At 62.2% G+C, this 22,633-nt stretch carries 18 protein-coding genes; 13 read left to right on the top strand and 5 right to left on the bottom strand.

The genetic code is table 11. The annotated features are described in order from the left end of the window. The 10 genes from urtB to ureC form a co-directional block, all read left to right on the top strand. Positions 1-1,063: urea ABC transporter permease subunit UrtB (gene urtB, locus BFP90_RS11810; protein WP_256097471.1), on the top strand; the 1,063-nt coding region annotated here is incomplete at its 5' end. Continuing rightward, positions 1,063-2,130 carry an urea ABC transporter permease subunit UrtC gene (urtC, locus tag BFP90_RS11805; RefSeq protein WP_065896750.1) on the top strand — a complete coding sequence of 356 codons (1,068 nt, stop codon included), beginning with the start codon at positions 1,063-1,065 and terminating at the stop codon, positions 2,128-2,130. The genes urtB and urtC, both read left to right, overlap by 1 nt. Continuing rightward, entirely contained in the window at positions 2,127-2,960 is an 834-nt protein-coding gene (urtD, locus tag BFP90_RS11800) for an urea ABC transporter ATP-binding protein UrtD (RefSeq protein ID WP_163032567.1), read from the top strand. The genes urtC and urtD overlap by 4 nt, the downstream gene beginning before the upstream one ends. Before the next feature lie 133 nt (positions 2,961-3,093). Further along, positions 3,094-3,792 (top strand): urea ABC transporter ATP-binding subunit UrtE, encoded by a 699-nt coding sequence (gene urtE, locus BFP90_RS11795; protein ID WP_065894560.1) that lies wholly within the window; start codon positions 3,094-3,096, stop codon positions 3,790-3,792. Positions 3,793-3,823: 31 nt separating this feature from the next. Continuing rightward, positions 3,824-4,663, top strand: a complete 840-nt coding sequence (locus tag BFP90_RS11790; RefSeq protein WP_065896749.1) for an urease accessory protein UreD — start codon at positions 3,824-3,826, stop codon at positions 4,661-4,663. A gap of 158 nt (positions 4,664-4,821) precedes the next feature. Beyond that, complete coding sequence (ureA, locus tag BFP90_RS11785) at positions 4,822-5,124, top strand: urease subunit gamma (protein ID WP_003171437.1); 303 nt, start codon at positions 4,822-4,824, stop codon at positions 5,122-5,124. A 9-nt stretch (positions 5,125-5,133) separates the two neighbouring features. Next, positions 5,134-5,646: a GNAT family N-acetyltransferase gene (locus tag BFP90_RS11780; RefSeq protein ID WP_065896748.1), complete on the top strand. Its 513-nt coding sequence runs from the start codon at positions 5,134-5,136 to the stop codon at positions 5,644-5,646. Positions 5,647-5,651: 5 nt separating this feature from the next. Continuing rightward, on the top strand, positions 5,652-6,185 hold the full coding sequence (locus BFP90_RS11775; RefSeq protein WP_065883393.1) for a GNAT family N-acetyltransferase: 534 nt from the start codon (positions 5,652-5,654) through the stop codon (positions 6,183-6,185). After that, positions 6,182-6,487, top strand: coding sequence for an urease subunit beta (locus BFP90_RS11770; RefSeq protein WP_065894552.1), 306 nt, complete (start codon positions 6,182-6,184; stop codon positions 6,485-6,487). Before BFP90_RS11775 ends, BFP90_RS11770 begins: the two co-directional genes overlap by 4 nt. 118 nt (positions 6,488-6,605) lie before the next feature. Continuing rightward, positions 6,606-8,306 carry an urease subunit alpha gene (gene ureC / locus BFP90_RS11765; protein ID WP_065896747.1) on the top strand — a complete coding sequence of 567 codons (1,701 nt, stop codon included), beginning with the start codon at positions 6,606-6,608 and terminating at the stop codon, positions 8,304-8,306. Positions 8,307-8,371: 65 nt separating this feature from the next. On the opposite strand, the gene BFP90_RS11760 is transcribed toward ureC, so the two are convergent. Next, positions 8,372-14,413 carry an NEL-type E3 ubiquitin ligase domain-containing protein gene (locus BFP90_RS11760; RefSeq protein WP_065896746.1) on the bottom strand — a complete coding sequence of 2,014 codons (6,042 nt, stop codon included), beginning with the start codon at positions 14,411-14,413 and terminating at the stop codon, positions 8,372-8,374. Positions 14,414-14,492: 79 nt separating this feature from the next. Further along, complete coding sequence (locus BFP90_RS11755; protein WP_065896745.1) at positions 14,493-15,431, bottom strand: DnaJ C-terminal domain-containing protein; 939 nt, start codon at positions 15,429-15,431, stop codon at positions 14,493-14,495. A gap of 239 nt (positions 15,432-15,670) precedes the next feature. On the opposite strand from BFP90_RS11755, the gene BFP90_RS11750 reads away from it, so the two are divergent. Beyond that, positions 15,671-16,939 carry an Hsp70 family protein gene (locus BFP90_RS11750; RefSeq protein ID WP_065883383.1) on the top strand — a complete coding sequence of 423 codons (1,269 nt, stop codon included), beginning with the start codon at positions 15,671-15,673 and terminating at the stop codon, positions 16,937-16,939. A gap of 124 nt (positions 16,940-17,063) precedes the next feature. Here BFP90_RS11750 and BFP90_RS11745 read toward each other — a convergent pair whose 3' ends face one another. Both BFP90_RS11745 and BFP90_RS11740 read right to left on the bottom strand, forming a co-directional pair. Further along, positions 17,064-18,077 carry an AI-2E family transporter gene (locus BFP90_RS11745; protein WP_065883382.1) on the bottom strand — a complete coding sequence of 338 codons (1,014 nt, stop codon included), beginning with the start codon at positions 18,075-18,077 and terminating at the stop codon, positions 17,064-17,066. 177 nt (positions 18,078-18,254) lie between these two features. Next, complete coding sequence (locus BFP90_RS11740; protein ID WP_065883380.1) at positions 18,255-18,554, bottom strand: PsiF family protein; 300 nt, start codon at positions 18,552-18,554, stop codon at positions 18,255-18,257. 138 nt (positions 18,555-18,692) lie between these two features. Here BFP90_RS11740 and BFP90_RS11735 point away from each other — a divergent pair, with 138 nt between their 5' ends. Both BFP90_RS11735 and BFP90_RS11730 read left to right on the top strand, forming a co-directional pair. Next, positions 18,693-19,583, top strand: a complete 891-nt coding sequence (locus BFP90_RS11735; protein WP_065896744.1) for a DMT family transporter — start codon at positions 18,693-18,695, stop codon at positions 19,581-19,583. Between the two features lie 97 nt (positions 19,584-19,680). Then, positions 19,681-20,211, top strand: coding sequence for a ferritin-like domain-containing protein (locus tag BFP90_RS11730; RefSeq protein WP_065883376.1), 531 nt, complete (start codon positions 19,681-19,683; stop codon positions 20,209-20,211). 131 nt (positions 20,212-20,342) lie between these two features. On the opposite strand, the gene BFP90_RS11725 is transcribed toward BFP90_RS11730, so the two are convergent. Further along, a complete protein-coding gene (locus BFP90_RS11725; RefSeq protein ID WP_065896743.1) occupies positions 20,343-22,409 on the bottom strand; it encodes an AsmA family protein in 2,067 nt (688 codons plus the stop codon). Positions 22,410-22,633 lie beyond the last annotated feature (224 nt).

The raw sequence follows: 22,633 nt of genomic DNA, 5'->3' as shown, positions 1-22,633 counted from the left end.
TATCAAGGATTACGCCTCGACCTGGCTCGACGACCTGTGCCGCAGTGGCAAGCTGGTGTGGACGCGCCTGGAAGCCTTGCTCGCGCCCGGCGTCGAAACCGATGCCGCCGTGCACACCGCCGCCGAAACCAGCCTGGCCCAGGTCAAACGCAAGTTGATGTTCGGTGAGATCCTCGGCCAGGCCTTCAGCGGTATGTCGCTGGGCTCGATTCTATTGCTCGCGGCCCTGGGCCTGGCGATCACCTTCGGCCTGCTTGGCGTGATCAATATGGCCCACGGCGAGATGCTGATGCTCGGCGCCTATTCCACCTACGTGGTGCAGTTGCTGATGCAGCGCTACGTGCCCCAGGCCATTGAGTTCTACCCGCTGATCGCACTGCCGGTGGCGTTCTTCGTCACTGCCGCCATCGGCATGGCGCTGGAGCGCACGGTGATTCGTCACCTGTATGGCCGGCCATTGGAAACCCTGCTCGCGACCTGGGGTATCAGCCTGATGCTGATTCAGTTGGTGCGCCTGGTGTTCGGTGCGCAGAACGTTGAAGTGTCCAACCCACAATGGTTGTCCGGCGGCATTCAAGTGCTGCCCAACCTGGTGCTGCCGTACAACCGTCTCGTGATCATTGCATTCGCCCTGTTCGTGGTGGTGTTGACCTGGCTGCTGCTGAACAAGACGCGCCTGGGCCTCAACGTGCGTGCCGTCACCCAGAACCGCAACATGGCGGCCTGCTGCGGCGTGCCAACCGGACGGGTGGACATGCTTGCCTTCGGCCTCGGCTCCGGCATCGCGGGGCTGGGCGGCGTGGCGCTGAGCCAGGTCGGCAACGTCGGCCCGGACCTGGGCCAGAGCTACATCATCGACTCATTCCTGGTGGTGGTGTTGGGCGGTGTCGGCCAGTTGGCCGGCAGTGTGACGGCGGCCTTTGGCCTGGGGATCGCCAACAAGATCCTGGAACCGCAGATCGGCGCGGTGCTCGGCAAGATTTTGATCCTTGCGCTGATCATTCTGTTTATCCAGAAACGCCCGCAGGGACTCTTCGCACTGAAAGGACGGGTGATCGACTGATGAATCAGCCATTGATGCTAACGGCCACGCAAAAGGCCGGCCCCAAGGTGACGATTGCAGTGGGCGCGGTGATCCTGTTGCTGCTGCTGGCTCTGCCCTTGGGTTCGCTGCTGTCGCCGGAAAACCCGCTGCATGTGTCGGCCTATACCTTGACGCTGGTCGGCAAGATTCTCTGCTATGCCATCGTCGCACTGGCACTGGACCTGGTGTGGGGTTACGCCGGCATGTTGTCCCTCGGCCACGGCCTGTTCTTCGCCCTCGGTGGTTATGCCATGGGCATGTACCTGATGCGCCAGGCATCGGGCGATGAGTTGCCGGCGTTCATGACGTTTCTGTCGTGGACCGAATTGCCCTGGTACTGGGTGGGCACCCAACACTTCTGGTGGGCGCTGTGCCTGGTGGTCCTGGCGCCGGGCTTGCTGGCCCTGGTGTTCGGCTTTTTCGCTTTCCGCTCGCGGATCAAGGGCGTGTATTTCTCGATCATGACCCAGGCCCTGACCTTTGCCGGGATGCTGTTGTTCTTTCGCAATGAAACCGGGTTTGGCGGCAACAACGGCTTTACCAATTTCCGCAGCATCCTCGGCTTTGGCATCACTGAACCTGGCACGCGGGCGGTGCTGTTCGTGGCCACGGTACTGCTGCTGGTGGCCAGCCTGTACATCGGCTTGCGCCTGGCGCGCAGCAAATTCGGCCGCGTGCTCACCGCACTGCGGGACGCGGAAAACCGCCTGATGTTCTGCGGCTATGACCCGCGTGGCTTCAAGCTGTTCGTGTGGGTGCTGAGCGCGGTGCTGTGCGGTTTGGCGGGCGCGCTGTATGTGCCGCAGGTGGGCATCATCAACCCCGGCGAAATGTCGCCGACCAATTCCATCGAAGCCGCCGTGTGGGTAGCGCTGGGCGGGCGTGGCACGCTGATCGGCCCACTGCTCGGCGCCGGGGTGGTGAACGGCATGAAGAGCTGGTTCACCGTGGCGTTCCCTGAGTACTGGCTGTTCTTCCTCGGGGCGCTGTTCATCATCGTCACGCTGTACCTGCCCAAGGGCGTTATCGGCCTGTTGAAGAAATGAGGAACGTCATGCTTGAACCTATTTTCGACGCAGGCAGCGGCCGCGATGCGATCGGTATCGGCCAGGCGGCCGGCAAGGGCCTGAATACGCGCCACGGCACCATCCTGACCCTGGAAGATATCAGCGTCAGCTTCGACGGCTTCAAGGCGCTCAACGACCTCAACCTCTACATCGGCGTCGGTGAACTGCGCTGCATCATCGGCCCCAACGGCGCGGGCAAGACCACGCTGATGGACGTGATCACCGGCAAGACCCGGCCCAGCCACGGCAACGCCTGGTTCGGCGAAACCCTGGACTTGACCGGCATGAGCGAGGTGCAGATCGCCCAGGCCGGCATCGGTCGCAAGTTCCAGAAGCCGACCGTGTTCGAGGCGTTGAGCGTGTTCGAAAACCTGGAGCTGGCGCAGAAGACCGACAAGTCGGTGTGGGCCAGCCTGCGCGCACGCCTGAGTGGCGAGCAGAAAGACCGCATCGATGAAGTGCTCGACACTATCCGCCTCACCGCCTCGGTGCATCGGCCCGCCGGTTTGCTGTCCCACGGCCAGAAGCAGTTCCTCGAAATCGGCATGCTGCTGATGCAGGATCCGCAACTGTTGCTGCTGGATGAACCGGTGGCGGGCATGACCGACGCCGAAACCGAATTCACCGCCGAACTGTTCAAGCGCCTGGCCGGCAAGCATTCGTTGATGGTGGTGGAGCACGACATGGGCTTTGTCGGCTCGATTGCCGACCACGTCACCGTGCTGCACCAGGGCAGCGTATTGGCCGAAGGGTCGCTGGAACAGGTGCAGGAAAATGAGCGGGTGATCGAGGTTTACCTCGGTCGCTAAGGTGGTTTTCCTGTAGGAGCGAGCTTGCTCGCGAAGATCGTCAACGATAGCGCGGGCATTCTGAATGCACGCGGTGCCCTCAGGTTTTTCGCGAGCAAGCTCGCTCCTACAGGGGATTGAGGAGGTTTTTGGAATGCTGCAAGTCAACAAGCTGCACCAATACTACGGCGGTAGCCACATCCTGCGCGGGCTGTCCTTCGATGTGAAGATCGGCGAAGTCACCTGCCTGCTCGGGCGCAACGGCGTGGGCAAGACCACCCTGCTCAAGTGCCTGATGGGCCTGCTGCCTGCCAAGGAAGGCGCAGTGAACTGGGAAGGCAAACCTATCACCGGTTTCAAGCCGCATCAGCGTGTGCATGCCGGGATCGCTTATGTGCCGCAAGGACGCGAGATTTTCGCGCGCCTGACCGTGGAAGAAAACCTGCTGATGGGCCTTTCGCGCTTCCCAGGCGCGCAAGCCAGGGAAGTGCCTGCGTTCATCTACGAACTGTTTCCGGTACTGCTGCAAATGAAGCATCGACGCGGCGGCGACTTGTCCGGTGGTCAGCAGCAGCAGTTGGCGATCGGCCGCGCCCTGGCCAGCCGTCCGCGCCTGTTGATCCTCGACGAACCCACCGAAGGTATCCAGCCATCAGTGATCAAGGAAATCGGCGCCGTCATCAAGCAACTCGCCGCCCGTGGTGATATGGCGATCCTGCTGGTGGAGCAGTTCTATGATTTTGCCGCCGAACTGGCCGACCAGTACCTGGTGATGTCACGCGGCGAAATCGTGCAGCAGGGCCGTGGTGAAAATATGGAAAGCGAGGGTGTACGCGGTCTCGTAACCATCTAATCTCTAGCCTCCTGACGATAAGCACTCAGCCATGAACCTGCCCGTTTCCCCTGCCCTGTTCACCCCCAGCTGGCACGCCGAGCTGGAACTGGGCTATGCGCGTTTCGGCGACACCACGCGCCCGGTCATGCGCCGTCACCTTGGCCCGCTGCGGGTGCAAAAGCACCTGTATGCCGAAGGTCCCGAGGTATGCCAGCACATCATCGTGCACCCGCCCGGCGGGATTGCCGGTGGCGATCGCCTGGACATCAGCGCCCACGTCGGCACCGATGCCTGGGCGCAGTTGACCAGCCCCGGCGCAGCCAAGTGGTACCGCGCCGGCGGCCCGGCATTTCAGCACGTCGAGTTGACCGTCGAGGCCGGCGCGACGCTGGAATGGCTGCCCCAGGAAACCATCGTGTTCAGCGCGGCCCAGGCCGAGCTCACCACGCGCATCGACCTGCAAGGCGATGCGCGGCTGTTCTACTGGGATGTGGTCGCCCTCGGACGCCCCGCCAGCGGCGAGCGCTTCGACCTCGGGCACTTTCAATCGCACCTGGATATCCGCCGCGACGGCCAGTTGCTCTGGCATGAGCGCCAGCGCATTGTGGGCGCCGATGGCTTGCTGGATTCGCCCATCGGGTTGGACGGGCAACCGGTGTTCGCCACGTTGCTGGTGACCGGTGAGATCGATCCCCAATTGCTCGAATACTGCCGCTCACTGCCACACGCGGTGCGCGGCGACTTGACCCAATTGCCCGGGTTGCTGGTGGCGCGTTGTTTGGCCAGTGAAGCGCTGCTGGCGCGGGGGTGGTTGATTGATTTATGGCGGTTGTTACGCCCGGCGCTGCTGGGCCGCGAAGCAGTCGCACCACGAATCTGGAGCACATGAAGATGCGCCCTTTTGTAGGAGCGAGCTTGCTCGCGAAGATCGTTAACGATAACGCGGGCATCCTGAAGGCACGCGGCGTCCTCAGGTTTTTCGCGAGCAAGCTCGCTCCTACAGGAGTTAGCGCTCGCCTTTTTAATTGCCTGACTACGGACTGAACCATGGACCTGACCCCACGGGAAAAAGACAAGCTGCTGATCTTCACCGCAGGCCTGGTCGCCGAACGGCGACTGGCGCGCGGTGTGAAGCTCAACTACCCGGAAACCATCGCCTATATCTCCGCCGCCCTGATGGAAGGCGCCCGCGATGGCCGCACCGTGGCCGACCTGATGCACTACGGCACCACCCTGCTCAGCCGCGAACAGGTGATGGAAGGCATCCCGGAAATGATCCCGGATATCCAGGTGGAGGCCACCTTCCCGGACGGCACCAAGCTGGTCACCGTTCATCAACCCATTGCGTAAGGTGCAGCGATGATTCGTGATGCAACCGAACACGACCTGCCGGCGATCCGCGCCATCTACAACGACGCGGTGCTCAACACCACGGCAATCTGGAACGAGCAACCGGTGGACCTGGCCAACCGCCAGGCCTGGTTCAGCGCACGCCAGGCGCAGCAGTACCCGATCCTGGTGGTGGTGGAAAACGATGAAGTCACCGGCTACGCCTCGTTCGGCGACTGGCGTCCCTTCGAGGGCTTTCGCTACAGCGTCGAACACTCGGTGTACGTGCGCAATGACCAGCGCGGCAAAGGCCTCGGCCCGCAGCTGATGCTGGCCCTGATCGAGCGCGCCCGCAGCTGCGGCAAGCACGTCATGGTCGCGGCCATTGAAAGCGGCAACCAGGCCTCGATCCGCCTGCATGAACGCCTGGGTTTCATCACCACCGGGCAGATGCCCCAAGTGGGTATCAAGTTCGGCCGCTGGCTGGACCTGACCTTTATGCAACTGACGCTGAATCCGGGCGCCAAACCGCCCAAGGAGTGAGATCGATGAGCGCTGCACACCTGCGTCGCGTCAATGCGGAAAGTTTTGCCCATTACCGCCTGGGCTTGATCGAGCTGTTGCTGGACGCGGTACAGCATGGCGCATCCGTGGGCTTTATGGCCGACTTCGATGAGACCCAGGCCCGCGAGTACCTGAACGGCGTGCAAGCCGGTATCGAAGACGCCAGCCTGCTGCTGTGGGTAGTGGTGCGCGAAGAACAAGTGGTCGCCAGCGTGCAATTGGCGCTGTGCCAGAAAGCCAACGGCCTGAACCGCGCCGAGGTGCAAAAGTTGCTGGTGCACAGCAGTGCCCGCCGCCATGGCCTGGGCCAGCAATTGATGAACACCCTGGAGCTCGCCGCCCGCCAGCACAAGCGCGGCCTGCTGTACCTGGACACCGAGGCCGGCTCCGGTGCCGAGGCCTTCTACCGGTCCCTGCACTACACCAAAGTCGGTGAGCTGCCCGACTACTGCCAAAGCCCGGACGGGCGCTACAGCCCGACCGCCATCTACTTCAAGACCCTGGGGCAACCTGCATGATTCCTGGTGAATATCAGATCCAGCCTGGCGAGATCGAACTGAATGTCGGGCGCCGCACCGTCACCTTGAGCGTGGCCAACAGCGGCGACCGGCCGATCCAGGTGGGTTCGCATTACCATTTTTTCGAGACCAATGACGCGTTGGCGTTTGACCGCACTGCAAGCCGCGGCATGCGCCTGAATATTCCGGCGGGTACGGCGGTGCGGTTCGAGCCGGGGCAGAGTCGCGAGGTCGAGCTGGTGGATTTGAGCGGCGGGCGACGGGTATTCGGGTTTGCCGGGCGGATCATGGGCGACCTTTAGGGCCTCATCGGGGGCAAGCCCCCTCCCACCTTTGAAGGTATTCACAGCTCCAAATGTGGGAGGGGGCTTGCCCCCGATAGCGGTTTCACATTCAACACATATTCTTCAGGGCACACACATGAAAATCACCCGCCAAGCCTACGCCGACATGTACGGCCCCACCGTCGGTGACAAGGTGCGTCTGGCCGACACCGAGCTGTTCGTCGAAGTGGAACGGGACTTCACCGTCTACGGCGAAGAGGTCAAATTCGGCGGCGGCAAGGTCATCCGCGACGGCCAGGGCCAGAGCCAGTTGCTCGCCCATGAGGTGGTGGACACCCTGATTACCAACGCGCTGATTATCGACCACTGGGGCATCGTCAAGGCTGATGTCGGCCTCAAGAACGGGCGTATCCATGCGATCGGCAAAGCCGGCAACCCGGATATCCAGCCCGGCGTGACCATGGCCATCGGCGCCAGCACCGAAGTGATCGCGGGCGAAGGCATGATCCTCACCGCCGGCGGCATCGACTCCCACGTGCATTTCATCTGCCCGCAGCAGATCGAGGAAGCGCTCACCAGCGGCGTCACCACCATGATCGGCGGCGGTACCGGGCCGGCCACCGGCACCAATGCCACCACCTGTACCTCGGGCCCGTGGCACCTGGCGCGCATGCTGCAAGCCAGCGATTCGTTCCCGATGAACATCGGTTTTACCGGCAAGGGCAACGCCAGTCTGCCTGAGCCGCTGATCGAACAGGTCAAGGCCGGGGCCATTGGTTTGAAGCTGCATGAAGACTGGGGCACCACGCCCGCGAGTATCGACAACTGCCTGAGCGTGGCCGATGAATACGACGTGCAGGTGGCGATCCACAGCGACACACTGAACGAGTCCGGCTTCGTTGAAACCACATTGGCCGCACTCAAGGGCCGCACCATTCACACCTACCACACCGAAGGCGCCGGTGGCGGCCATGCGCCGGACATCATCAAGGCCTGCGGCTTTGCGAACGTACTGCCCAGCTCCACCAATCCGACCCGGCCGTTCACGCGCAATACCATCGACGAACACCTGGACATGCTGATGGTCTGCCATCACCTCGATCCGAGCATCGCCGAGGACGTGGCCTTCGCCGAAAGCCGTATCCGCCGCGAGACCATCGCCGCCGAAGACATCCTGCATGATCTGGGCGCGTTCTCGATGATCAGTTCCGACAGCCAGGCCATGGGCCGTGTCGGTGAGGTCATCACGCGCACCTGGCAGACCGCCGACAAGATGAAAAAACAGCGCGGCGCCCTGCCCGGCGACGGCCCCGGCAACGACAACTTCCGCGCCAAGCGCTACATCGCCAAATACACCATCAACCCGGCGATCACCCACGGTATCAGCCATATCGTCGGGTCCATCGAAGTGGGCAAATGGGCGGACCTGGTGCTCTGGCGCCCGGCGTTCTTCGGCATCAAGCCGACCCTGATCCTCAAGGGTGGCGCGATTGCCTCAAGCCTGATGGGCGACGCCAACGCCTCGATACCTACGCCGCAACCGGTACACTACCGGCCCATGTTCGCCAGCTTCGGCAGCTCGCTGCACGCCACCAGCCTGACCTTTATCAGCCAGGCGGCACAGGACGCCGGAGTGCCCGAGGCCCTGGGACTGAAGAAGCAGATCGCCGTGGTCAAGGGCTGTCGCAACGTGCAGAAAACCGACCTGATCCACAACGACTACTTGCCCCACATCGACGTTGACCCACAGACCTACCAGGTCAAGGCCGACGGCGTGTTGCTGTGGTGCGAGCCCGCTGAGGTATTGCCCATGGCGCAGCGTTACTTCCTGTTTTAAAGGCTTTTGATCCACAGCAGGCCGGTGCCCGCCAGGTGGCGGGCGCAGGCAGGACCTCCTGGCCGCTACAGGTCAGTCGCTTCCTCCTCGGACGATTCACCGTCCAAGGGATGCTCCGCCAATTCCTGGCGACTCAAGGTCTCGATCAACGCCGCTTCCTTGACCGCCAGCCTGGCCTGCTCATCGTCGGCCTTTTGCTTGTACATGCCTTCGGTGAGGTCGCCCGCGTTGAAGCGGTCGGTCAGCGTGACCAACGCCTCCTGATGCGGCTGGCTCTGTGCTTCGAACTGCGGCCGATATTTATGGGCCAGATAGTCCTGCCAGAAATCCTCGGACACCAGCGACTGAAATTCCTGCGCCGAGTTATTCAGCGCCACGACTTTTTCATAGGCCGCATCGAGCATTGGCGCAGTGACCCCCACCATGCCGGTGAACCTGACATGGTCGGGTTGCCCGGGCAATTGCAGACGGTCCTTGAGGCCATGACGATAAGCCAGGCGGATTTCCACTTCCTCATTCAGTCGGCTTCTGTGGGGTTGTTTTTCGGCCAGGGACACCGCCGGGTCGTTAACGATGGCTTCACTGCGCTGGATATCCGCCGAAGCGATTTTATCGATCTCATGCAGACGGAACAGGCCTCTGGACAACTGCGACAAGGCGCGCCCCGGCGCCTCACCGAGCGCCTGTGCGCGAGCCCGGTAGACCAGCACTCGCACTTCCAGGTTGCTGAAAGTAAACGCCGCACGGTCACAACACCTCGGCTCCCCCGCGCGGTCAAACAGTTCCTGGCGCAACTGCGCCGATTGCGGGGTGTTTTCGCTGATCGCGTCCAGCATTTCCCAGACCCGACGCTGCTGCTCCCCCCGGTCAGCTCCAGCCAGATCGAGGCGCTCGAGCACACTGTTGAACAAACCATCGGCACCCGGCTGGTCGCGCAATGCAAACCACTGGGTTCGTCTGGCGGCGATTTGCTCGGTGGACAGGTTGGAGGTCCAGCGCAGGAACGGCGTTTCTTGCGCGGCCGTGATCACCCGGCCACCGCGAACCTGCCTGGCGGAATCCACCAACAGATTGATTTCCCCCGCCCCGGATGGCCCTGCCTGCCGCAGCCGGGCAGCATAATCCAGCACCCGCTGCTGGGTCTCTGCGGATAACGGGTTGTTGTTCACGCGGGTCACGCGGTTGATCCGGGTCATCTGCTCCAACTGCTCCGCCGGGGGGGCAATCACGGCGGCGGGAATGCTTGTGATCTGGTTGTCTTGCAGGTCGATGGTGTCCAGGGCCGGTTGTTCCGCCAAGCCGACCGGCCAGGTATCGATCTGGGTTCTGGCCAGGCTGAGGGTACGCAGATCGGTGATACGGCTGAAGTCCGGGCTGATACTCAGTGGGTTGTCATGCATCAGCAGCGCGCGCAGGGTCGTGCGTTCAGACAGGATACGCGCCGTTTGCGCAGTCAGACGGATCTGGTTTTTTTGCAGCATCAAGCGCGTCAGGCCGTGCATGCCCCCCAGTGCCGGGGGCAACTCGCGCAGTTGGTTGTTCGACATGTCCAGCCAGCGCAGGTGGCGATAGCGCGCGAGGAACCCCTCGGGTGAAGCGCTCAAGTGCATGTTGTTCAATTTGAGTGAGCCGACATGGCTGAAGTCCACGTCCAGATCCGGCAGGCTGGGCAGGTTCAAGCCGCTCAAATCCAGCTCCAGGCCGATAGGCGTGCCGTCATTGGCCAACTTCGGCGCGCTCTCGCGTCGCCAGCATTCGAGGATACGTTGCTGCGCGGTGTACCTGTCGGTCATCGCGGCCGTGTTGGCCTGCCGTTCGCCCATCCGCACGTAGCGCTGACGCTCACCGCCCCCGGAAAAGACCCAGGCACTCAACTGGTTTTGCAGCACGTTGAACTCCTGCTCCAGCCTGGTCAGCTCCGCACCCGCGTCCGCGCCTGACCGCCAGAGGAACTCCCTGGCTTGCTGGCTGCTTTTACCTGGGTACACCCGCCGATATTTTTCGACATCGGGATTACCACTGTCGAATGCATCGGATAGGGCGCCCTTGATGAGGTCTGGGCGGGTCTCGCTCAAGCGCTGCCAATAGCTGTCGAGCTCGCGCCAATACTCGGCGGGGAATGCGTTATCGCGCAGCAAGGTCACCCCATTGATCCTGGCGATCTTGTCGAGTCGGTCGGGTGCCGGCCTGAGATGTTGCTCCGGTACCTCACGCAGTTGGTTTTGGCTCAGATCGACCCGTTCCAGGCCTTCCTGACTGCTGAGGCCGGCTGGCCACTGATCAATGCCGGTGTTGCGCAGGTTGAGTTTTTTCAACCCCCGCATGCCGCTGAAGTCCGGCACGCTGCCCAAGGGGTTATTGGCCAGCGAGAGGTCCTCAAGCTGGACCATCGCACTCAGTTTTGCGGCACTTTGACGGGTCAGCTGGAGCCGGTTGCCGCTGATCCGCCCACGGTTTACGCGGTTGAATCGAGAAGATTTTCCGCTCAGGTCCAACGAGGTGAGGTGACGCATGTCACCCACCGCCTCCGGCAACTCGGTCAGCCCGCAATCGTCGATCCTCAAGCCGCGCAATTGGCCGAAGCCAGCCAGGAACCTCTGGGCCGTGTCAGACCAGGCGAATCGGTGCAGCTCCAGCGTCTGGACATGGCTGAAATCCGCGTCCACCGCTGGCAGCTCCAGCGTGCCGGTGCCGAACAGGTGCAGCGATGCCTCGCTCTCCCGGCGCCAGCACCGCCTGATAGTGTTCGCGATGCTGACGGCAGGGTCCTGCGCACGCGCCACTTCGCTGCTCGTGGGCTGCTCGTTGACCTTGACCCACTCTTTGAGCGTCTCATCCAGGCGCTTGTATTGCGCTTTGAGCTGGTCCAGTTTGCCCCCGGCGTCATCGCCCAAACCCTGGATAAATCGCGCCACTTCTGCGTCATCGAACGAGGGGTAAAGCGCCTTCACGCGGTCCTGCATACGGCTGCTGGAAGAGCGCAGCGCCCCACTCACCCGCTGGAGGATGCCGCGACCACCCCCGAGCAGGCGCATGGCCGGATCGTAAGCCGGCTTGCGCACCGGGTGCTCCAGCAGCACCGTACGCAATGGCTCCCGCGGCAGTGGAGTGTGTTGAATCGCCGCCTTCAATTGCTGCGCATCGGTGAACCCCAGGCCCTGGCGCTCGGGACCAGACAAAGCATCCCAGGCGCCAGCGTAGAAATCCCGTGGAGCCGGTGCCTGGAACAGGCCGTTGTCCATCTGCACCAGCACCCTGGTGTGGGGCCAGTCCGGCGAGCCGATGGCGTCGAGCAGCGGACCGGCAGCCGAATACCGACGCAGCTCCACCCGCGTCCCCCGTGGCCATCCCGGCAAGGTTTCAAGGGTGCGCAGGGCCAGGCGCTGGCTGTCGATGTCCGCCAGTGTGTCCAGGTGCAGCCCTTCATAGGCTTTGGCCACACGGGTTTCCTGCTCGCACCACTGCGCCAGTTCGGCGCTTTCCGGCGGCAGCCGCCCCGTGTCGCGCAGTGCCTCCAGTGCCGGCGTATCGAGGTGCTTGAGCAACTGCGCCGCCACCGGTTCGGGCAAGTGCGGGTAGCTGTCACGGATGAGCCGCACATCGGGATCATCACTGGTGCTCAGGGCGTTGTAACGCTCCTCGAGCAGCGCGCCCTTGAAGGTCTCGACCACACCGGCAATGTCCTGGCGCAACAGACCGGCCCGGGTCTGCAGTGAGTCCTCGCCAGTGCCGGGAATGCCTTTGAGCGCCGGGTCAACGCCTTGCAGGGTGTTCAGCACCTCTTTAAGCAACTCGCCACGGGCGATGTGCTGCTCACTGAGCACCACCACGCGCTTGGCCGGCGATGGCCGGGCATCGTCTTCCCACAACAGCGTGCCGTGACTGTCAAGCACCCGCAGAGGCGGTTCCTGGGGCAGCAGGCCGCGCCGTCGCAGAATGTGCATTTGCAAGGCAATGTCGGCCTTGGCGTAGACCTCCGGATCGCTGCTGCGCATCTGCTCGATGAACGTCGTGAGTTGCTGGTGCAGCTTGAAACGCTCGATACTCTGGTTGAGCAACACGGGCACCGGCTGATGCTCGACGAAGGTCTCGCGCAACGCGTCTACGCTGATACCGCTGGCGTCCCGAGCGTGCTCCAGGCGCTCGGCACTGAGGGGCTCACGGGTGAGGCCCAGGCGCCGCATCAGGGTGGGGGTGTCCCAGGTCAACGGCTCTTCGACTTCATGGCTCCAGGCACCGGCATGGTTATGCTCCAGCAGGGGCGTATAGGCCTCGGGGCGGCTCGGGTGCTGGATGCGGTAGTCGCCGGTGCGGGCCTCCTGTTTAACCCGGTAATAGTCGCCTTCATGGGGCAGGATCGTCTCACCCTTGTGCAGGTAAAGCCCGAGGCGATCCGGCTTGGCATCGGCGCCCAGGTCCACAGGGATTTTGTACGCCCCCAGGTCCGGGTTCCACAGTTGCGACTGACCATCGGGCTGGGTGATGGGCCTGAGGTTATCGACCATGCTCGACACTTTCACTTGCGGCAGGACCTTGGAACCGGTGCCGATAAACGCCGCATTGAGCGCCACACTGGAAAAATGCGCCCACATCGATTTAACGTCACCCTGCTCGTAGGCTTCAATGCCCTCGAAGGCTTCGCTGGCCATTTGCGCGGCCCCCACCGCCAGCATGATCGGCCCCAAGCCCGGCACCACGAACGCCGCCAGGTTGTACACGCTGATGACCGCATCCAGATAGCTCGACAAGCGCTCAAGCCGCGCCTTGCGGTCTTCGTCGCCGGTGGGCACCGCCACCGCCCGCCCATCGGCCAGGATCTTGCGCACCTGGGCCTGGCGCAGTTGTTCCCAGAGATTGCCGCTGATCTCCATCTGCGCCAGCGGCAACCGCGCCGCCCTCGGCTTGATCGGGTAATCGGCGGCCGCGCCGTTGGAGGGTTTGTAGAGGGCGTCGAACTGCTTGAAAAACACCCCTTGCTCACGCTGTGGCACAAAACTGCTGAAAAACCGCCGATAGGACGCACTGTGCAAGCGCGTGCGCAGATCGACCATAAAGTCGGCGCTGGAGCCGTACTCCTTGACGGGCTGCTGGGGGTCGTTGGGGATATACACCACCAGACGCTCGACCCGCTCGCTGTCCAGGCGGTTCGGGCCAATCAGCACGGGGCCCACCAGCGTACAGCCGAACACCTGCAACGCCGCAAACGCCACCGGCTTGCCGTCGAGCGTGGCGCTGGCGGGATCGGCCACCACCTGCTGGAGCATGCGATAAGCCGTGTCGCTGATGCCCCAACCCGTGCGGCCATTGGTGAGGCTGCCGGTGTATTGGCGCCGAGCGATTTCGCTGCCCAGGGCCAATGACTGACGGTGATATTCCTCTAATTGCTTCTCCAGCGCGTCACGCTCGGCACCGTCCTCGGGCTGCACAATCGCCTTGAGGTGCTGCTGATACTGCTCACCCAGATCAAGGGTGCGGCAGAGCCTGGCAAACGCATGGGGCGCAAGGCTGACCGCCTGGGCGTTTACGGCGTGGAAGGTGGACAACACCTCGCCGTCATAGCCACTCCACGTGGTAATGAGCTGGCAGTCGTTGCACGGCAGCGGTTGTTCCTCGTCGGCCTCGAAATTGGCCAGGGCCGCCTCGAGCAGGGAAACACCCCGGTACTCGTAGCTCAGGGACCCATCGTTCTGCTGGTCGAAGACCAGAAAGCCATAAAAGTCATCGCGGCCTTTGAGCGCGTACTTGCGCACGAAGTACACCTGGCGCACATCCAGATCCAGGTTGAATTGCTGCTTGATCGCATCTTTGAGCGGCTGCTCGGCGAAATCCAGTACGTCCTTGATCGTGCCCAGGGTGTTCTCGACCCGGTTCAAGGCGTCGCGGTAACAAATATGGCTGGCCGCCAGCTCGCTTCTGGACTGCGCCGTGGCACTCAAGTACCAGCTGGGCAGCTCCATTTCGTGGTCAGCGAGTTCTTGCTGGCGCTGCGCAGCCGATTGGTTGAACCAGGCGGGCACGCGGCCTTTGAGGAAGTCGTAGTGAACGCCGCGCAGGTCGACGTTGAAGGTCCCTTCGGCACTGGAAGGGGGAGGCAGAGAATCCGGCATGGCGGGTCGTCCTTGGTTGAGAGCAAAGCCCCCAGCCTATCGAACGACCCGTGTTGAAAAGCCTACATAGTTAACCGGTTCAGAAGTGCTCGCGTGGGTTGAATGCGGCTTTTTCCGCCAACGCCTGCCACAGCGCCTTGACCTCTTCATCGCTGGTTTTAGGCATCACCGCCTTGAGCTGCACGAACAGATAACCGCGCTGCCCGGCCTTGTTCAACAGACCGTGGCCCTTGGCGCGCATGCGCTGGCCATTCTGGCTACCGGCGGGCACCTTGAGGTTGATCTTGCCGGTCAGGGTCGGCACCGCCACTTCAGCGCCCAGGGCCAATTCCCACGGCGCCAGCGGCAAGTTGATGATCAGGTTTTCGCCATCCACCTCGAACCGGGCATGGGCCGCGAACTTGATAATCAGGTACAGATCACCATTGGCCCCACCGCCAATGCCCGGCGCACCCTGCCCCTTGAGGCGGATACGCTCGCCGTCGGCCACGCCGGCGGGGATCTTCACATTCAGGCTCTTGACCGTGTTGCTGACGTGCCGGCCGGAGGCGTCGTATTGCGGCACCTGGAAGCTGATCTGCTTGGACTCGGTGGACAGGGTTTCCTCAAGGGAGATCGACAGCTGCATCTCCACATCCTGGCCCTTGCGCCCGGCAGGCCGACGCTGGCCGCCGCCAAACGCGTCGCCTCGCGAGCCGAAGATCGAGCTGAAGAAATCCGAGAAATCTTCAGTGCCGGCGCCACCGCCAAAGCCGCCACGGCTCTGCCAACCGGGCGGGCCCTGGAACGGCTGGCCATGCTGGCCATATTTGCGCAGCTCGTCGTACTCGGCGCGCTTGTCGGCGCTCTTGAGCGCTTCATAGGCTTCGGACGCGTCCTTGAACTTGGCTTCGGCGTCCTTCTCCTTGCTCACGTCCGGGTGGTACTTGCGGGCGAGCTTGCGATAGGCGGCCTTGATTTCCTTGTCGTCGGCGCTTGGCTCGACCCCCAGAATCTTGTAGTAATCTTTGAAATCCATCGGCGGTTCACCATCCTTAAATCGAGATCGCACAGCCTGGCCACAAGGTGCGCTGGTTTGCACGTGTTGAGTCTTGCGGCCCGGGGTGCGTCGCAGTGTCATTCGGCACATGCCGTATGCACCAGATGTGGGGGCAAATGTCGCGCTTTCAAGCAGTATTTAACAGATGGTCGGCCTACGCATCCGGCGTCGACTGGCATACACTGCGCGGCCGTTTTGCAACCGGAACCCGATTAGACATGAAAAACGAATCTCCAGCCCGTGCCTGCGGCATCGACTTTGGCACGTCCAACTCCACCGTCGGCTGGATACGCCCCGGCGAGGAGACGCTCATCGCGCTGGAGGACGACAAAATCACCCTGCCGTCGGTGGTCTTCTTCAACTTTGAAGAACGTCGTCCGGTGTACGGTCGGTTGGCGTTGCACGAATACCTGGAGAACTACGAAGGCCGCCTGATGCGCTCGCTCAAGAGCCTGCTGGGTTCCAAGCTGATCAAGCACGACACCAGCGTGCTCGGCACCGCAATGCCGTTCACCGACCTGCTGGCACTGTTTATCGGCCAGCTCAAGAGCCGCGCCGAAGCCAATGCCGGTCGTGAGTTCGAAGAAGTGGTGCTGGGCCGCCCGGTGTTCTTCGTCGATGACGACCCGATGGCCGACCAGGAGGCGGAAAACACCCTGGTCGACGTGGCGCGCGCGATCGGTTTCAAGGACATCTCGTTCCAGTACGAACCGATTGCGGCGGCGTTCGACTACGAGTCGACCATCGAGAAAGAAGAGCTGGTGCTGATTGTCGACATCGGCGGCGGTACCTCCGACTTTTCGCTGGTGCGTCTGTCGCCGGATCGCCGCCACAACGACAACCGCCAGAGCGACATCCTCGCCACCGGCGGCGTGCACATCGGCGGCACCGACTTCGACAAACAGCTCTCGCTGGCCGGCATGATGCCGCTGTTCGGCTATGGCAGCCGCATGAAAAGCGGCGCCTACATGCCCACCAGCCACCACATGAACCTGGCCACCTGGCACACCATCAACTCGGTGTACTCGCAAAAATCCCAGCTGGCCCTGGGCAGCATGCGCTATGACATCGAAGACACCGGCGGCATCGACCGCCTGTTCAAATTGATCGAACAGCGCGCCGGGCACTGGCTGGCCATGGAAGTGGAAGAGACCAAGATCCAGCTGACCCAGGACGACAGCCGCCATGTGCCACTGGACCGTATCGAAGCGGGCCTGAGCGTGGACCTGAGCCGCGCGCTGTTCGAGTCATCCATCGACAACCTGCTCGAACGCGTGCGCGGCAGTGTCACGCAGTTGCTCAATGACGCCTCGGTGAGCGTGGCCCAGGTGGACACGGTGTTCTTTACCGGTGGCTCCAGCGGCATCCCGGCGCTGCGCCACAGCATTGCGGCGATGCTGCCGAATGCGCGGCACGTGGAAGGTAATATCTTTGGCAGTATTGGGAGTGGTTTGGCGATTGAGGCGAGTAAGCGCTACGGCAGCTGATTTCCAGCTCAAAACCGCGGCGCGCCTATCGGGGGCAAGCCCCCTCCCACAGTTTGATGTGTGAACACCTTCAAATGTGGGAGGGGGCTTGCCCCCGATAGCGTCAGCCCAGGCAACACAAGCCTTAAACCATCCCGCCGAGCTTCAACTCACTCTTGAGATACGCATAGTAAATCGGCCCCGCCACCACCCCCGGCAGGCCGAACGCTGCCTCAAACACCAGCATCGCCAATAGCAATTCCCACGACTTGGCACTGATCTGCCCGCCGACAATCCGCGCGTTGAGAAAGTACTCGACCTTGTGGATCACGATCAAATACCCCAGCGCCGCCACCGCCACCCAGATCGACAACGACAACGCGACTATGGTGATCAGTGTGTTGGACATCAGGTTGCCGATCACCGGCAGCAGGCCGAGCAGGAAGGTCAATACGATCAGGGTTTTGGTCAGCGGCAGGTGGATGCCGCACAGCGGCAGGACCACGGCGAGGAACACGGCGGTGAAGGCGGTATTGAGCGCGGCGATCTTGATCTGGGCGAAGACGATATTGCGAAACGCCTGGACCAGCAGGTGCAGGCGGTCGAACAACGCCGCAGCCAGGGGTTTGCGCTTGGTCAGGTCAGGCACGCGTTGCAGGGCGATGATCGCGCCCAGCACCATGCCGATCAGCAAGGTGACGAACATGTGCGCGGCGTCCTTGCCCACCAGTTGCAGTTCGCTCAGGTGCTTGCTCAGCCATTGGCCGATGGCCACGCGAAACTCGGCGGCGCTGGCGGGCAGGTAGGCGTCCAAAAACGGCGGCAACTGGCCGCGCGCGCGGTCTACCACACCCATGAATTTGTCGAGCGAAGCGCCGGGGTTTTCCGCTTCATGGAGCAGAAAGCTGATGGCGCCGGCGAAGATCAGCGCGAGTACGCTGACGATCAAGGTGCCGAGCAGGGCCACCGCCAGCCAGCGCGCACGCCGCCCTTCGATCAGTCGTTGCAGTTGGGGGGTGAGCATGTTGACCAGTTCATAGACCAACAGGCCGGCCAGCAGGCTGGGCAGCAATTTGAGCGGCAGCACCAGCAGCAGTCCGCCGAAAATGATGATGTAGCTGGCCAGCAACAACACATGACGCTGAGAAAACGTTGGCATACAGCCTCAAAACGAACGGCGTTAAAGGATGTTGTAGGAGCGAGCTTGCTCGCGAAAAACGAAAGGGCACCGCGTTTAGTCAGGGTGCCCGTGTGATCGTTCACGTTCTTCGCGAGCAAGCTCGCGCCTACAAAGGGACTGCGTGCGAGTGTCGCAGCCTTCTATGGCCTGGGGCTATTACTTCTTCAGGCAGGTGCTCATGAATGTTTTACGCGCATCGCCGGTCAACGCTTGGGTTTTCGCCGACGCATTGCAGTCTTTCATCTTTTGCTGCTGCGGGGTCAGGGTCTTGGCATCATTGGCCGCCGGGGCCGACAGGCAGGTCTTCATGAAAGCCTTGCGCTCATCGCCCTTGAGGGTCTTGGTGGTGGCCTCGGCGTTACAGGTGGTCATTTTGTTTTGCTGGGCAGTGGCGGCAAAACCCTGGGAACACAGCAGCAGGCCCATCATCAACAGCGGAATACGCAGCATCTTCATGGAGTTTTCTCCCTGTTACCGTACCGAAGGGCACGGCCTACAACGCAGTGTAGTCAAAACCTGTTACAACTTCACCGGCGGCGAATAGTCGTCCGACGGTATCGCTTCCACCTCTTCAACACATTGGGTTTGCTTTCGATGCAATACGCGTATCCCCTGCTGGCCATCCTTATCTGGGCCGGCAACACCGTGGTCAACAAACTGGCGGTGGGTTCGATTTTCCCGGCTGAAATCGGCTTTTATCGCTGGCTGTTCGCGGCGCTGCTGTTCACTCCGTTCATGTTCAAGCCGGTGATCGCCAACTGGCCGCTGATCCGCCCGAACCTGGGCAAGATTTTCATGCTCGGCGTGCTGGGCATGGCCGTGTATCAAAGCCTGGCCTATTACGCAGCCACGCTGACCAGTGCCACCAACATGGGCATCATCCTCTCGCTGATGCCGCTGATGGCCCTGACCGCCGCCATTATCAGCCTCGGCCAGCGCCTGACCTTCGGCGCGCTGACCGGCGCGGTGCTGTCGTTCGCGGGGGTTGTGGTGGTGGTGTCATCCGGCAGCCTGGGCGCGTTGCTGCAACACGGGATCAACCTCGGTGACGCCATGATGCTGGTCGCCACCCTGGCCTACGCGGTCTACAGCACCTTGCTGAAAAAATGGCAACTGCGCCTGCCGCCGTTGGTGCTGCTGTATCTGCAAGTGCTGGTAGCGGTGGCGGTGCTGTTTCCGCTGTTCCTGTTCTCCGCCAAGGCAGGCCTGGGCTGGGCGAATATCCCGTTGGTGCTGTATGCGTGCCTGCTCGCTTCGATGCTGGCGCCGCTGGCGTGGATGCACTCGGTCAAAACCCTGGGGCCAAGCCGTACCACGTTGTTTTTCAACCTGCTTCCACTGATTACCGCCTTGATTGCGGCGGTGGTGCTGAAGGAGGCGCTGGCGCTTTATCACCTGGTGGGAGGGTTACTGACCTTGGGTGGGGTGGTCCTGTCGGAGCGCTGGACCACGCCGGTCAGACCTCGTCGTGACACATCCTGTTAAATCCGATAAAACTTTTCGCCTCTCTCGCGACTCACAACTGGGAGCGATCACGCCGGCAGAGCGTGGCGTAAAACCGGATTAGCCCCAGGAGATTGAGATGACTGAAGCACACTTGACTGACGTTGCGACCCTGCGCAGCCGCGCCCGCCAGAACGTCGAAAACGGTGCCGTGACCGAAGGCTATGACGCCGACCGCGAAGAAATTATCCGCCTGCTCAACGCATCGCTGGCCACCGAACTGGTCTGCGTATTGCGCTACAAGCGTCACTACTTCATGGCCAGCGGCCTGAAAGCCAGCGTCGCCGCCGATGAGTTCCTGGAGCACGCCACCCAGGAAGCCGAACACGCCGACAAACTTGCCGAGCGCATCGTGCAGTTGGGCGGCGAGCCGGAATTCAACCCCGACCTGCTGTCGAAGAACTCCCACGCGCAATACGTGGCGGGCAACTCGCTGAAAGAAATGGTCTACGAAGACCTGGTGGCCGAGCGGATCGCGGTAGACAGCTACCGTGAAATCATTCAGTACATCGGTGATAAAGACCCGACCACCCGTCGCATCTTCGAAGACATCCTGGCCCAGGAAGAAGAACACGCCGACGACATGGCGGATATTCTAGAAGGCCTGTAATCAGCCGCACAGCACTACCCATGTGGGAGGGGGCTTGCTCCCGATAGCAGTGGTTCAGCCAACGATGTTCCGGCTGATAAACCGCTATCGGGGGCAAGCCCCCTCCCACATTTGGTTTCGGGTGCAGTCAGTTATTTCACAGTCTTGGGCGCCTTGCCTTCTCTCATCTGTTGCAGCAACGGTGCGCACGCATTCGGCTCGCCGCCGCTTGGGGCGACCAGGGCGAGCAATCCGGCCGCGGGGCCGGCGATCACACCCAGGGCGACCATGCCCGCGCCACGCAGTGCCAGGGGGATAGCTTTGACGCCGGCATTGGGCTTGATGAACGGCCCGTTCACATACAACGGTGAGCGCAGGGAAAACAGGCGGAAGCCCTTGGACTCCGGCGTGATGGTCAGGTCCAACTGCTCGGTCGCCATATTCGCCGTGCCATCGACGTAGATGATCGCGTTCTCGGTATCGAACACAAACAAGCGGGTCGTCGCCAGGCCGGTCTTGATGCCGAAGTCCGCCGCAGCGCAGTTGATCTTCACTTCCTTGTCGCCAAACAGGCGTCCCACCACGTAGTTGCCGACGTTGAGGCCGGCGATTTCCATCAGACTACGGCTGATCGCACCGTCGTTGATCAGCATCTTCAGGTCACCGTTGGAGGTGCCCAGCAGCGCTGCCACGGAGTTGCCTCGCCCGGCAATATCGGCGTCGCCGTTGAGTTCGCCGAAGCTGGTTTTCATCGGCTCAAAGCTTGGGAACAACTGCTTGAGCTTGAAGTTACGCGCCGTGAGTTTCGCCCGGCCTTCCATCGGCATGGCACGGCCGTTCAAGCGGATCTGCGCATCGAGCTTGCCGCCGGCCACGCCGAAGCGCAGGGGTTCAAGGCTCAGCTCACCGTCGTTGAGCACCAGGTGCGTATAGAGGTCGGTGAACGGCAGCTCGGCGCTGTGCACGATGCGTTTGCCGGTGAATTCCACGTCGGCATCCATATCGCGCCAGCGCTCGGTACGAAACTCTTCAACCGGCAGCACCTTGGTTGCCGGTTGTTTGCTTTCACCGCCACGGGCTTTCTGCTTGGCGTTGGAGTCGGCGCCGATCAAGGGCGCCAGGTCGTCCATCAGCAGTTGATTGGACACCAGCGCGCCGCTGAGCTTGGGCCGTGGCTGGCTGGCCACGTAGGCCAGGTCGCCGTGGATATCGCTGTTGCCGATCTTGCCGTTGAAGTTTTCATAGCGGAACGACGCACCGCTGGCTTCATGCAGCTTGGCGATCAGATGACCGTCGGTTGAATAGGCCGGCGAATCGGGCAACGTCACGCCGGTCAGCGGGTAGAGGTTGCCCAGGCTGGCACCGGCGAGCTTCAGGCGCAGGTCCAGGGCGCCGAGGTTCAGCGGGTCGGTCAGGGTGCCGGCCAGGGCGATGCTGGTGTCGCCGATCTTGACCTGGGCCTGCAGCGGGAACGGCTTGGCCGCGTCCTGCAGGGCGAGCAGGCCGCCGATCTTGCCGGTGCCGGCGAGCGCCTGGCCATGGTACTGGCCCTTGACCTTGAGGCCGAACGCGTAGTCCTGGGGCGCCGAGCCTTTTTCCAGGGCTTTTTTGGCATCCGCGTCGCCGACGATTGCACCGAAGGGGATCGGCTTGCCCAGCGGGTCGATGATCACATCGAGCCGGGTCTTGAGGGTCTGGTCGTCGAGGGTGACGTGGCCTTTGTCGAAGCCGATGGCGCCGATATCCACCACCCAGTTGGAAGGTTCGGCGTCGGGGTCCTTGGGGTCGAACTTGAAGGTCCAGTTGGCGCGGCCGTCCGCCAGGCGCTGCAGGTCGGCGCTCGGCTCGGTGAGGTCGATACGCGGGATCACCACGCGTTGTGCCAGCAATGCCAAGGGCGAAATACGCAACTCGACCTTCTTGAGCGTGACCATCTGCGGTTGCTTGGACCAATCGGGATTGCCCAGGCTCAGGTCTTCGGCAATCACGTGGGGCCAGGGCACCCAGGCCCGCCAGCCGCCCTCGTCGGGCTCACGCTGCCACACCACCGCCAGGTTGCCGTTGATGGCGAATGGGCGGTGCAACTCTTCGGAGACCTTGGCATTAAGGGGCGGCTTGATGCGGTTCCAGTCAAAAAACACCAGGACCAATACCGCGATGGCGATTAACAGAACGAAGCTGGCGCAGCACCAGGCGACGATTTTTCGAGTGCGCGTCATTGCACAAAACTCCTGATTACGACTGGCTGGGCAACAGCCTTTGAAACAGCTTATAGGACTACGACTGGCAAAGTGCCTGGGGGTTTAACGCAACGGCCGATTTAGCCGAAAAAAGCGATTTTCCTGATCGATCAGACCGTTTCCGCTCATCAACCACGCACCATTGTTACCCAGGTGCGTGTCGAAAATACCCACTACGGTGCAAAACCGCGTGCTTGAGAGGC

Origin of the sequence: Pseudomonas sp. 24 E 13 (assembly GCF_900004715.1) — a bacterium.
GTDB lineage: Bacteria > Pseudomonadota > Gammaproteobacteria > Pseudomonadales > Pseudomonadaceae > Aquipseudomonas > Aquipseudomonas orientalis_A.
Note: the sequence above shows the minus strand (reverse complement) of the source record. Positions and strands in the feature narration are given on the sequence as shown.